The sequence below is a fragment of the Rickettsia sp. MEAM1 (Bemisia tabaci) genome, assembly GCF_002285905.1.
Lineage (GTDB): Bacteria > Pseudomonadota > Alphaproteobacteria > Rickettsiales > Rickettsiaceae > Rickettsia.
In genome coordinates this window covers 811502-823952 of sequence record NZ_CP016305.1, presented here as the reverse complement: position 1 = coordinate 823952, position 12451 = coordinate 811502, and the positions used below count along the sequence as shown (strand labels likewise).

The window sequence follows — 12451 nt, the reverse complement described above, 5'->3', positions numbered from 1 at the left end:
ATGGTAGCTTTGTCATTGTGAGGAGGTATTGTCGGCATATATGGATAAATGATTTATGCAACAAAGCTTCGCTTCTCGTAATGACGCTAATTACCGCAACTGTACTAATTAATCTAACTTATAAGGAAAAAATATGTATGCAAAAGCTAGTAATTCTTCAAATCTTCCTAATGGTTACGATAAAACAACGAAAGAAAAACATAACACGCAACCTGTTATTAATGGGGCAATAAAGCATAATACTTATGATGAAGTGCCGTATGAAAGCTATCCATATTCCTTTACTAATCCTTTTCATTTAAGCACTCTTGCGACTCTTTTCGGTGTAGATGCCCCGAGTGTAGAAACCGCAAAAATATTAGAGTTAGGTTGTGCTGCTGTTGGTAATTTAATTCCTCATGCTGTTCTTTATCCAAAAGCTCATTTTGTTGGTATTGATTTATCTAAAGTACAAATTGACGAAGCAAATAAAACTGTAAAAGAACTTGGACTGAAAAATATAGAATTTCATCATTGTTCTATACTTGATATTGATGATTCTTTGAATAAATTTGATTATATAATTTGTCATGGTGTAATGTCTTGGGTATCAAAAAACGTTAGAGATAAAATTTTTGATGTTATGTAATAAAAACCTAAGCAAAAACGGTATAGCATATATCAGTTATAATACTCTACCTGGCTGGAATATGGTTCGTACGGTTAGAGATATGATGCTTTATCATTCTAATTCATTTGCAAATGTACGCGATAAAATAGCTCAGTCTAGATTATTATTAGATTTTGTTAAAGATAGCTTAGAGAATTCAAAAACACCTTATGCTGAAGTATTAAAAACTGAAGCCAGATTATTATCGAAACAAACAGATCATTATTTACGTCATGATCATTTAGAAGAAGAAAATGCTCAGTTTTACTTCCATGAATTTATGGATGAAGCTAGAAAGCATAACTTACAATATTTAGTTGATTGTAACCTTTCTACTATGTATTTAGGTAATATGCCACAAAAAGTGGTAGAGCAGTTAAAAGTCGTAAATGATATAGTTAGAACTGAACAATATATGGATTTTATTACAAATCGTCGTTTTAGATCTACTTTATTATGTCATAATGATGTAAAAATCAATAGAAACATTAATAATGAAGATATAATGAAATTTAATATGATCTTTAACGTCGTTCCTGAAAAATCGCTTAAAGAAGTTGATCTTAATAATGCTTCTGAAAGCTTAGCATTCTTTTTGAACGGCAATAAAGATAGTAATTTAACAACTGCTTCACCCTACATGAAAGCTATTTTATATACTTTTAGTGAGCATCTTAATAACCCTCTAAGTTTTGAGAAAATAACCGAGGAAGCTAATAAAAAGCTACATGGTACTAAATTAAATGAAATAAAAGCTGAGCTTTTGGAAAACGCAATGAAGTTAGTATTACAAGGTTACATTAATATCACTACTCAGAAACATAGAGAGACACCTGAGCTTGATAAGCCTAACACTACGAAGCTTGTGATACATCAAGCAAGCCATACTCCTTATATGTGGGTTACAAATTTAAAACATGAACCAGTAGGTGTTAATTTCTTTGAAAAACTTGCTATTAGATATATGGATGGTAAGCATGATAAGAAAGCTATTATTGACGCAGTGATGGGTCATGTAGTAAAAGGTGAAATAAATTTAAGCAAAGACGGACAAAAAATAGAAGATCAAGAAGTAATACGTAAACAACTCGAGGTCTTATTTATGCCAATGATTGACAAGTTTGCCGCTAACGCTTTATTGGTTTAATATACAACCCGTCATTGCGAGGAGCGTAGCGACGAAGCAATCTCAGGAATCCTTACGAGATTGCCTCCTTCATCTGCCATGCATCTCCTCGCAATGACGAGGAAACACAATATAATAACTTATGCCCATATTTTTTTATTTATTTACAACATTAATCATAATTAGCAGTCTATGCGTTGTTTTGAGCAAAAATTCCGTATACTCAGTATTATGGTTAATTTTTGCCTTTATTAACGGCTCTGGACTTATGATATTGCTTGGTGCAGAATTTTTAGCAATGATGCTAATAGTCATATATGTCGGAGCAGTAGCAGTATTATTTTTATTTGTGATAATGATGCTGGATATGCATTTTAATAAAGCTATAATGCAGCTAAAGGAAAAGCCTATCTTAAGCATTTTTGTATCTTTGATTATGTTTGCTGATTTAGTAGTAATTATTTTACTTGGTACTAAAAATATTCATTTTAGTTCTGATCTATCGTTTGTTATAGCAAGTGATGTATCAAATACTAAAGCAATAGGAAAAATATTATATACTGATTTTATGATACCTTTCCAAATTGCAGGACTTATTTTATTTGTTGCTATGATTGGTTGTATTACGTTAACTCTTAGAAAACGTGACGGAGTAAAGCGGCAAAATATCGCAAAACAACTTTCACATAATAAAGAAAATGCTATATTAATGACAAAACCTTTTATAAACAAAGGAATTGAGAATATCAAATATGAATGAATATATAGGGCTTAACCACTATTTAATTTTGAGCAGTTTAGTTTTTACTATAGGGATGCTTGGATTATTTATGCATCGCAAAAATATTATCAATATATTAATGTCGATTGAACTAATGCTGCTTGCAGTTAATATAAATTTTGTTGCCTTTTCGGTATATATGCAAGAATTATCGGGGCAGATTTTCAGCATCATAATTCTAACTATAGCTGCTGCTGAAACTTCTATTGGTCTTGCAATATTACTAATATATTTCCGTAATAAAGGCTCGATTGAAGTCACAGATATCAATCAGATGAGGGGATAAAGATGTATCAAAGCATTGCTATAATGATTATTGTATTACCTCTTGCTTCCGCTTTAATAAACGGATTATTTGTAAGAAGAATAGATAAAAAACTAGCGTCTATAGTTGCAACATCGTTTTTATCTTTATCAGCATTATTTGCATTAATAATATTTTATCACACAGGACTAAACGGGCATATAATCCATATAAAATTATTGCCATGGATTGAAATTAGCCAATTTAAGGTAGATTGGTCGATCTATATAGACCAGCTAACAAGCATAATGTTTATAGCTGTTACATGGGTATCTAGCGTTGTGCATATTTATTCTCTTGGTTATATGGCGGAAGATAAGGGAATAGTACGCTTCTTATCGTTCCTATCGCTGTTTACTTTCTTTATGCTAATGCTAGTATCGGCGGATAATTTCTTACAATTATTTTTTGGTTGGGAGGGAGTTGGCGTCTGCTCGTATTTACTAATTGGTTTTTGGTACTCAAAAGAATCGGCAAATAAAGCAGCTATTAAAGCTTTTATAGCAAATAGAGTTGGAGATTTTGCCTTTATTTTAGGTGTAATAACAATTATTTTTTATTGTCATTCAGCAAATTATGAGGATGTATTTTTGCTTGCTCCAAAATTAGCTAATACAAAAATATTGCTAGCTGATTTTAAAATTTCTATCCTTGATATTGCTTGCTTATTGTTATTCATCGGCTGCATGGGAAAATCGGCACAGATAGGCTTACATGTATGGCTTCCTGATGCAATGGAAGGACCTACTCCCGTATCTGCTCTTATTCACGCAGCAACTATGGTAACGGCAGGAGTGTTTTTAGTAGCACGCTGTTCATATTTGTTTGAATACAGCCCTATGGTGCTACAATTCATCACGATCATCGGCGGTATTACTTGCCTTTTTGCTGCAAGCATTGCCATTATGCAAAACGATATTAAAAAAATTATCGCCTATTCAACTTGTAGTCAGCTTGGTTATATGTTTATGGCTTGCGGAGTATCAGCATATAATAGCGGTATATTTCATTTAGTAACGCATGCCTTTTTTAAAGCCTTACTATTTTTATCAGCTGGCAGCGTTATACATGCTGTTCATGAGCAGGATATATTTAAAATGGGTGAGCTGCGAAATAAGATGCCTATAACTTATGGAAATTTTTTAATCGGTTCGCTTGCGTTAATAGGGATCTATCCGCTTGCAGGGTTTTATTCAAAAGATTCGATCTTAGAAGCGGTTTATAGCATCGGATCATTTATGTTCATATTTGGTATATTAGCTGCAATACTTACCGCTATTTACTCAATGAAAATTATTATGTTGGTATTCCATGGCAAAACTAGACTAGAAAAAGATGTTTTCGAGCATGCTCATGAACCGCCTAAAGTAATGAATAATCCTCTTACCTTATTAGTTGCAGGAAGCTTTTTCAGTGGGATGATCGGTTATTATCTGCTTTCAATGGATAAACCAAATGATTATTTCCATGATAGTTTACTTAATTTACAAGTCTATAAGCTATTAGTTACTCATCCACCTTTGCATATTAAATTATTACCAATGATAGTGGGAATAATAGGGATTGTTGCAGGGATTTATTTATATAAATCAGATGTTGTTATATCATTCCCGCTTAGGCGGGAATCCAGTAAAGATAATTACTTTACCAAAATATTAATCAATAAATACTATTTTGATGAGCTATATAATTTCTTAATAGTAAAACCTATTAACTGCTTAGCTTGTTTATTTTATTCTGGTGATCAAAAAATAATTGATCGTTTCGGTCCGAATGGTTTTGCAAGGAGTGTTAATTGTTTTAGTATTTTAACTGGTAAAACCCAAACTGGATATATTTTTAATTATACTTTATATGTAGTATTTTTCATGGTTGCAGTAATAAGCTGTTTCGTGTGGATAGGGTAGCACCTCCACTTCTGTCATACTACGGCTTGTACCTAGGCTGTTATATGACTCTAAAATTTTTAAAGCTCTATCTGAATATATACTCCTAATAAATAAAAAGTTAATAGATGAAGTTTTATTTGGAAAAGAGCAAGGCGTCTTGAAGCTGAGAACCGCAGCGTATACTTAATACGTGAGGATTATCAGCAAAAGACAACGACGCCAATTTTTCAAATAAAACGAGTATATAATGTTAGAATTACCAATCATATCAATTACTATCTTCCTGCCGCTAATAAGTGTGCTATATATTTTGCTATTTATTAGTCAAAGCAAAAAACCCGATAAGCAAATACATACAATGTATGTTGCGGTGCTGAGTAGTGTTTTAACATTCATCTTAATTATATATATATTAATAGAATTTGATTCTTCAAACCCTGCTTATCAATTTGTTGAACGATATAGCTGGCTTGATAAAATTGGGCTTGAATTTCATGTAGGTATTGATGGTATATCAATATTTTTCGTAAGCTTAACTTCCTTTCTTACTCTTATTTGCATTATTGGGAGCTTATTTACTGTTAAAAAATATATCAAAGAATATTTGGTATGTTTTTTATTAATGGAATCCTTTTGTATAGGGGCATTTACCTCAATAAATTTATTATTATTCTACTTATTTTTCGAAGTAATACTAGTACCAATGTATATTATTATCGGAGTATGGGGTGGTGAGAATAGAATATATGCGGCTGTTAAATTCTTCTTATATACTTTCTTTGGCTCGGTATTTTTCTTGTTATCAATAATATATATTTATACTAAGATTCACAGCTTTGATTTAAGCAATATTGGCGAATTTACTAATAATTTCCCTTTGCATGTGCAGCAAATTTTATGGTGGGCTATTTTTATTGCCTTTGCCATCAAAATTCCTATGATTCCATTTCATACATGGTTACCTGACGCTCATGTACAAGCCCCTACTAGCGGCTCAGTTATTCTTGCTGGGATTTTGCTAAAACTTGGTGGCTATGGTTTTTTAAGGGTATTACTGCCACTTCTACCTAACGCATCGCAAGAATTTGCAATTTACGTAATTTGGCTTAGTGTTATTGCTATAATATATGCCTCCCTTGTCGCCTTAGCCCAAAAAGATATGAAGAAAATGATTGCCTATTCGTCTATTGCCCATATGGGTTATGTTACTATAGGTATTTTTAGCTTCACTGATAGCGGAGTTAGCGGGGCATTATTCCAAATGTTAAGCCATGGTATAATTTCTTCTTGCTTATTCTTAATAGTTGGCACTTTATATGAAAGATTACATACTAAAGAGATAGCTAAATATGGTGGTGTTGCAAGTAAAATGCTGGTGCTTGCAACGTTTTTTATGATTGCAATGCTTGGCTCTGTCGGTTTGCCAGGAACTAGCGGATTTATTGGTGAGTTTCTAAGCCTGCTTGGAATTTATAAGGCAAGTGTGATGGCAACTTTCTTAGCAGCTGTTGGTATAATTCTTGGTGCTGTTTACATGCTGAAGCTATATAAAGAAGTTATGCTGGGCGAAATTACTAATAAAGAAATCATTAATTTCAGAGATTTATATAGTTATGAAATAATCTCAATCGCTCCTTTAATATTACTAATTATTTATTTCGGTCTAATGCCAAGTTCTATTTTAAATGTATTTCATTTGTCAGTAGAGAATTTGTTAGTTAAATTTTTCTAGTTGATTATAAAAGATTCAAGTGTTACTCTAATTATAGAACTTTAAATTGAGGTCTATATGAAAAACAGAATAAAAAAAACAGTTAAAGACGTAAATGAGAAGCTAGATGATGCAAGTAGAGCAGTTGGTCAAGACGTTAATGAAGCAACAGGAATAAATGTAAGCCATGTTGTTAACCCAGAAGCATCTGACCATAAAGAAGCTTTAAGAAATGCTCGTGAAAAATTAGGAATGGGTAACAACCAAGAAAATCAGGATAATACAGAACTTGCTGGGGCTGGGGCTGGGGCTGGGGCTGGGGCTGGGGCTGGGGCTGGGGCTGGGGCTGGGGCTGGGGCTGGGGCTGGGGCTGGGGCTGGGGCTGATGCTGAACTAAACTCATGAAATTAAAATCTGGTATATTATCTACAATTTTCTCTAAATTATTTACAGGAGAAGAAATGGCAAATGAAAATTTGCCATCTTCTGCTGATAATGTAACTGATATAAATGTTGGAAGCCAAGCTTTAGAAACTAAGTTAGATGACAACCCTAATCATGATATAGTATTATTAGAGCTATACTAAGATGCTATCATTTCACCAATTAAAATTTAATATATATCAAAAACAATTATTTGATAATTTAAGTATTACTTTTTTAGATTCTGCTATTACTTATATAAAAGGAGCTAATGGTTGTGGTAAAACTTCGCTATTACGTATGGTAGCGGGCATTATGCAGCCAAGTAACGGTAATATTTTCTATAGAAATCTTAATGTTAACAATATTTCTAAACCTTATTGTACTTATATTGGTCATAATTTAGGTCTAAAGCTTGAGATGACTGTTTTTGAAAATCTAAAATTCTGGTCAGAGATTTATAATTCAGTGGAAACTCTAGATGCTGCCATTCATTATTTTAAATTATATGATTTATTAGATGAAAAATGCTATACTTTATCCAATGGATTGCAGAAAGTTGTAGCTTTAGCAAGGCTTATTGCTTGCCAGTCCGATCTATGGTTGCTTGATGAAGTTGAAACTAATTTAAGTAAAGAAAATAGAGATTTACTAAATAACTTAATTGTCATGAAAGCAAATAGTGGCGGTATTATACTTCTATCCTCTCACACCGAAAATCATATTAAATCAGCACAAATATTACAACTTACTTGAAGTATTAAATGAAATACTATAAAGTCAAAAAGTTCATAACTTTTTATTTATAGGAGTATAACTATGCAAGTAATAAAAGCTTTAGAACAGGTTTTAGCAGATAGCTATGCCTTATATTTCAAAACACAAAATTATCATTGGAATGTTGAAGGGGCTGAATTTAGAAGCCTGCATTTATTATTCGAAGGGCAATATGAAGATTTGGCAGAAAGTCTAGATGAGCTAGCTGAACGAATAAGAACTTTAGATGCTAAAGTTCCAGCATTATCAAATTTAATAAAACTAGCATCTATAAGTGAGCCGAATCCTAATGCTTCTGCAAATGAAATGCTAAAAAGCCTTGTAAAAGATCAAGATATTATAATATATACTTTATATAAAGGTCTAAAAATAGCCCAATCAGAGGGTGACGAGTGAACTGCCGATATGATTATTGGACGGATTAAAGTGCATGAGAAAAATAGGTGGTTCTTAAAAAGTAGTATAGCCTAATGTCATCCCTATTTCCGTCATTGCGAGCCACTGAAAGTGGCGTGGCAATCTCAGGAATATAGTACTGTTTTATGAGATTGCCACGTCGAGGCTTTGCCTCTCCTCGCAATGACGTTAATGCCTGTGACACCAAGTAACCAAAATAAACCAACCAACAAAATAAGAACAACATGGAACAATATGATATAGCCGTGATAGGTGGTGGACCTGGCGGATATGTTGCTGCAATTAGAGCAGCACAATTAAAGAAAAAAGTTGTATTAATAGAGAAAGAGCATTTAGGTGGAGTATGTCTTAATTGGGGATGTATTCCGACAAAATCCTTGCTAAAATCTGCTGAAGTGTTTGAGTATATAAAACACGCTAAAGATTATGGCGTTGATGTTGGTTCTGCTAAAATCGATATTAAGAAGATAGTTGAGCGTTCTAGAGAAATTTCAAATAAGCTAGCTGGCGGCGTTAAGATGCTACTTAAGAAAAATAAAGTTACTGTTATAGATGGAGTAGCAAAGCTTGAAGCAAATAAGGTAATAAATATTAATGATAACCTCAAAATAAAAGCAGATAATATTATTATAGCTACCGGAGCAAGAGCTAGAGTTTTAAAAGGATTCGAGCCAGATGGTAAACAAATTTGGACTTCAAAGGAAGCTATGATACCGCAGCATGTCCCGAAATCTATGATTATTGTAGGTTCAGGTGCAATTGGTATAGAATTCGCCTCATTTTATAATGCTATCGGGGTGGATGTTACAGTAATTGAAGCTCATAGCAAAATATTACCGGTGGAAGATATAGAGATTTCAAACCTTGCCCATAAAAGCTTTGAGAAAAAAGGTATAAAGATTATTACAAATGCTAAACTGATTAAGCAAACAAAATCGAAAGATGGTTTAGAAGTCGAGCTAGAGATAGCTGGTAAAACACAAAAATTACAAGCTGAAATTCTGCTTATGGCAGTAGGTATTGTAGCAAATACTGAAAATCTAGGGTTAGAGAAGACAAAAGTTAAAGTAGAAAATGGCTATATAGTTGCTAATGGTTTGATGCAAACAGCGGAAGCAGGGATTTACGCAATAGGTGACGTAGCAGGTGCACCTTGTTTAGCACATAAAGCAAGCCATGAGGGAATTATTGCAGCGGAAAACATTGCAGGCTTAAAGCCTCATGCTATCAATAAACACAATATTCCTGGCTGCACTTATTCTTCACCGCAAATAGCAAGTGTCGGTTTGACGGAAGAAGCTGTAAAAGCCTTAGGCTATGAACTAAAAATCGGTAGGTTTCCTTTTATGGCGAATGGTAAAGCCCTAGTTGGCGGTGACGCTGAAGGGTTGATCAAAACTATATTTGATGCTAAGACCGGTGAGTTACTTGGGGCACATATGATAGGTTCGGAAGTTACCGAATTAATACAAGGATATGTAGTTTCAAAGAATTTAGAGGGAACAGAGCTAGATTTAATTAATACCATATTCCCACATCCGACTTTATCGGAAATGATGCACGAATCGGTGCTAGCTGCTTACGATAGGGTAATACATATTTAATTATGAGTCTATCATATATTTTGTGTAAGTTGTAAAGCAACAGAGAAAGAAATACTGTTAAAATACAACTAGAACAAAGGTAAAAAATATGGCTAAGAAAATAGAAGCTGGTGTTAGAAGTGCAGATATAAATAATAAGTTAGTAGAGGAAATATTATCCCAATCTAATCCTAAAGAGTTATTTGGAAAGGATGGATTGTTTCAGCAATTAAAGAAGAGGTTAGTAGAGAGAATACTAGAGGACGAGCTAAGTCATGAATTAGGTTATTCGAGGCATAGCAAGGCATCAAAGCAAGATAGCAATCGTCGTAATGGTACGAGCGAAAAGACAGTAATAGATGACAGTGGTCAAAAGATAGTACTTGATATTCCAAGAGATAGAGACAATAGTTTTGAGCCTCAATTAATTCCTAAGGGAGTTAGAAGATTCACTGGATTTGATGATAGCGTTATTTCACTTTATGCAAGAGGTATGACCATGAGTGAGATTCAATCCCATTTAGAGGAAATGTATCATACAGAAGTATCTAAGGAGCTTATCTCGACTATTACAGATGGAGTTATGGAAGAGGTAATAAGATGGCAAGCCCGAGCATTAGATAGAATATACCCAATTGTATATTTAGATTGCATCATGGTAAAAGCAAGAGATAATAATATAGTTATAAATAAGGCTGTTTACGTTGTTATTGGTATAAATATAGAAGGCAAGAAAGAGCTTTTGGGTATTTGGATTAGCAAGAATGAGGGTTCAAAGTTTTGGATGCAGGTTGTAAGCGAATTAAAGAACCGAGGTGTAGAACAAATTTATGTAGCATGTGTTGACGGTCTTAAAGGTTTTAGAGATGCAATAAACAGTGTTTTCCCAAATACCATAGTACAACTTTGTATAGTACATATGGTACGTAATTCTTTAAAGTACGTTTCTTACAAAAATCTTAAAGAAGTAGCAGCTGACTTAAAACAAATCTATACAGCAAATAATGAGAATATGGCTAATTTAGCATTAGAAGAGTTTGCTAAAAAATGGGATAGTAAATACCCAGTTATTTCTGATATATGGATACGTAATTGGAGTGGTATAGTACCTTTCTTTGCGTTCCCTAAAGAGATTAGAAAGGTAATCTATACTACCAATACGATAGAATCGGTAAATAGACAAATCCGTAAAATTATCAAAAATAAAGGGGTTTTCCCAGATGATAAATCTATCACAAAAATTGTCTACTTAGCTCTTAAACATGCTGCAAAAAAGTGGACCATGCCTATTAAAGAATGGTCTCTTGCTTTGAATCAATTTGAGATACTATGTGGAAATTTTAAATATGAATTATTAGAAAATGATTTTTAACAATTTACACAAAAATGATGATTGACTCATAAATATTGTAGTGCATAATCATGTAATTATCAGTAATAATAAATATTTTAGCTTTAAATCTAACATGTTACTATGAATATAAATAGCTGTATTGTATTATTTATTTTTTCTTTTATAGCAACTACTATACTAACATGTATATTAACCAAATATCTTGCGGCACTCGGTTTAGTTGATGTACCTAGTAGTCGTCGCTCTCATGATAAGGTAACTCCTCGTGGTGGTGGTCTTGCTATCGTAATTGTTGTAATGGCTGCTTTAAGCAGTTTTGAATATATAACAAGCGGTTTGCTTACTAACTCGGCATGGATATTACCGCCATTATTTGTAATTGCGACAGTTTCTTTTTTAGATGATTTAAAACCTGTGCCGGTACTAATTCGGTTGATAACTCATTTAATTTGTTCTGCTTTTGCTATCTATCTTTTTATCTCTCTGGATTTTGCTGCTAATATTAATGTACCGATATATCTTATTTTTATTCCATTAATTATAGCTTTAAGTGGATTTGTTAATATATATAATTTTATGGATGGTATAGACGGCATGAGTTGTATAGAATCTATTCACCTATCAAGTACTATACTTATATTATGTTTACTACAATTTCAGGTACTTGCTAATCCATATTTTATATTTAGCATGAATATTGTTATACTTGGTTGTTCTGTTGGATTTTTAATATTTAATTGGCAGCCGGCAAAAATATTCTTAGGAGATGTGGGTAGCATTAGCCTTGGTTTTTTACTGGGTCTTTGTTTGTTAATGCTTGCTACTACAAATATTAACTTATTTGTAGCTTGTTTTATCGCTAGTTTATATTACTTAACCGATGCGGTACTAACTATATTAATTAGGTTAGTAAATAAAGAAAAAATTTGGCAACCTCACTTAAAGCATTTTTTCCAAAAAGCTGTCAAAAAAGGCAAATCCCATAAACGGGTAGTATCGATTATAGCGATTTGTAATGTATTTTTGATGATGTTATCAGTACTATCGTTATACTCACCGATAATATCTGTAATGCTTGCTTTAGGAGTAATTACTGTAACTGTCCAAAGTCTATTAAGATGAAGCTAATTAAAGATGATATTCATAAAATAGTTAGGCATATATTTGCAAGGCAGCATCCTTTGCTTCCTGAAATTATGTTTAATTGGAATAAAATAGTCGGATTTAAATTTAGCGATAAGGTATTACCTTTAAAAATAATTGCTGATACTAATAAAAAGCAAAAGATTAATACACTGTTTATACAAGCAGAAGATCACGCAACAGCTTTAGAAATATCTTTTTACCAAGAAATTATACTAGAACGCATCGCAGTTTATTTAGGCTTTAAGGCAATACACCAGATGCGGGTGACTGTCTATAAGCAAAAATAGTGGT

At 32.9% G+C, this 12451-nt stretch carries 11 protein-coding genes and 2 pseudogenes; all 13 read left to right on the top strand.

The genetic code is table 11. From position 1 onward, the window contains the following. The first annotated feature begins 133 nt into the window (after positions 1–133). The 13 genes and pseudogenes from BA173_RS04400 (at position 134) to BA173_RS04335 (ending at position 12447) form a co-directional block, all read left to right on the top strand. Positions 134–1796 (top strand): annotated as a pseudogene (locus tag BA173_RS04400) (methyltransferase regulatory domain-containing protein). A 121-nt stretch (positions 1797–1917) separates the two neighbouring features. Next, entirely contained in the window at positions 1918–2535 is a 618-nt protein-coding gene (locus tag BA173_RS04395) for an NADH-quinone oxidoreductase subunit J (protein WP_068041281.1), read from the top strand. After that, entirely contained in the window at positions 2528–2842 is a 315-nt protein-coding gene (gene nuoK, locus BA173_RS04390; protein ID WP_016948103.1) for an NADH-quinone oxidoreductase subunit NuoK, read from the top strand. Before BA173_RS04395 ends, nuoK begins: the two co-directional genes overlap by 8 nt. Before the next feature lie 2 nt (positions 2843–2844). Then, entirely contained in the window at positions 2845–4767 is a 1923-nt protein-coding gene (gene nuoL, locus BA173_RS04385) for an NADH-quinone oxidoreductase subunit L (RefSeq protein WP_068041278.1), read from the top strand. A 229-nt stretch (positions 4768–4996) separates the two neighbouring features. Further along, positions 4997–6481, top strand: coding sequence for an NADH-quinone oxidoreductase subunit M (locus BA173_RS04380; RefSeq protein ID WP_068041275.1), 1485 nt, complete (start codon positions 4997–4999; stop codon positions 6479–6481). A gap of 57 nt (positions 6482–6538) precedes the next feature. Next, a complete protein-coding gene (locus BA173_RS04375; protein ID WP_232505905.1) occupies positions 6539–6865 on the top strand; it encodes a hypothetical protein in 327 nt (108 codons plus the stop codon). A 56-nt stretch (positions 6866–6921) separates the two neighbouring features. Beyond that, positions 6922–7047 (top strand): hypothetical protein, encoded by a 126-nt coding sequence (locus BA173_RS08805; protein ID WP_257789536.1) that lies wholly within the window; start codon positions 6922–6924, stop codon positions 7045–7047. Between the two features lies 1 nt (position 7048). Then, entirely contained in the window at positions 7049–7639 is a 591-nt protein-coding gene (gene ccmA, locus BA173_RS04365) for a heme ABC exporter ATP-binding protein CcmA (RefSeq protein WP_068041269.1), read from the top strand. 63 nt (positions 7640–7702) lie between these two features. Beyond that, positions 7703–8131 (top strand): annotated as a pseudogene (locus BA173_RS04360) (Dps family protein). A 170-nt stretch (positions 8132–8301) separates the two neighbouring features. After that, complete coding sequence (lpdA, locus tag BA173_RS04350) at positions 8302–9681, top strand: dihydrolipoyl dehydrogenase (protein WP_016948098.1); 1380 nt, start codon at positions 8302–8304, stop codon at positions 9679–9681. 88 nt (positions 9682–9769) lie between these two features. After that, positions 9770–11032 carry an IS256 family transposase gene (locus tag BA173_RS04345; protein WP_095568304.1) on the top strand — a complete coding sequence of 421 codons (1263 nt, stop codon included), beginning with the start codon at positions 9770–9772 and terminating at the stop codon, positions 11030–11032. Positions 11033–11134: 102 nt separating this feature from the next. Next, the gene (locus BA173_RS04340; RefSeq protein ID WP_016948097.1) at positions 11135–12136 is read left to right on the top strand and encodes an MraY family glycosyltransferase; all 1002 of its coding nucleotides are present in this window, start codon (positions 11135–11137) and stop codon (positions 12134–12136) included. Next, a complete protein-coding gene (locus tag BA173_RS04335) occupies positions 12133–12447 on the top strand; it encodes a DUF721 domain-containing protein (RefSeq protein ID WP_016948096.1) in 315 nt (104 codons plus the stop codon). The genes BA173_RS04340 and BA173_RS04335 overlap by 4 nt, the downstream gene beginning before the upstream one ends. Positions 12448–12451 lie beyond the last annotated feature (4 nt).

Bases quoted from the DNA above. Each gene is read 5' to 3' on its own strand.
- BA173_RS04395 (WP_068041281.1), top strand. From the start codon at position 1,918: ATGCCCATATTTTTTTATTTATTTACAACATTAATCATAATTAGCAGT.
- nuoK (WP_016948103.1), top strand. From the start codon at position 2,528: ATGAATGAATATATAGGGCTTAACCACTATTTAATTTTGAGCAGTTTA.
- nuoL (WP_068041278.1), top strand. From the start codon at position 2,845: ATGTATCAAAGCATTGCTATAATGATTATTGTATTACCTCTTGCTTCC.
- BA173_RS04380 (WP_068041275.1), top strand. From the start codon at position 4,997: ATGTTAGAATTACCAATCATATCAATTACTATCTTCCTGCCGCTAATA.
- BA173_RS04375 (WP_232505905.1), top strand. From the start codon at position 6,539: ATGAAAAACAGAATAAAAAAAACAGTTAAAGACGTAAATGAGAAGCTA.
- BA173_RS08805 (WP_257789536.1), top strand. From the start codon at position 6,922: ATGGCAAATGAAAATTTGCCATCTTCTGCTGATAATGTAACTGATATA.
- ccmA (WP_068041269.1), top strand. From the start codon at position 7,049: ATGCTATCATTTCACCAATTAAAATTTAATATATATCAAAAACAATTA.
- lpdA (WP_016948098.1), top strand. From the start codon at position 8,302: ATGGAACAATATGATATAGCCGTGATAGGTGGTGGACCTGGCGGATAT.
- BA173_RS04345 (WP_095568304.1), top strand. From the start codon at position 9,770: ATGGCTAAGAAAATAGAAGCTGGTGTTAGAAGTGCAGATATAAATAAT.
- BA173_RS04340 (WP_016948097.1), top strand. From the start codon at position 11,135: ATGAATATAAATAGCTGTATTGTATTATTTATTTTTTCTTTTATAGCA.
- BA173_RS04335 (WP_016948096.1), top strand. From the start codon at position 12,133: ATGAAGCTAATTAAAGATGATATTCATAAAATAGTTAGGCATATATTT.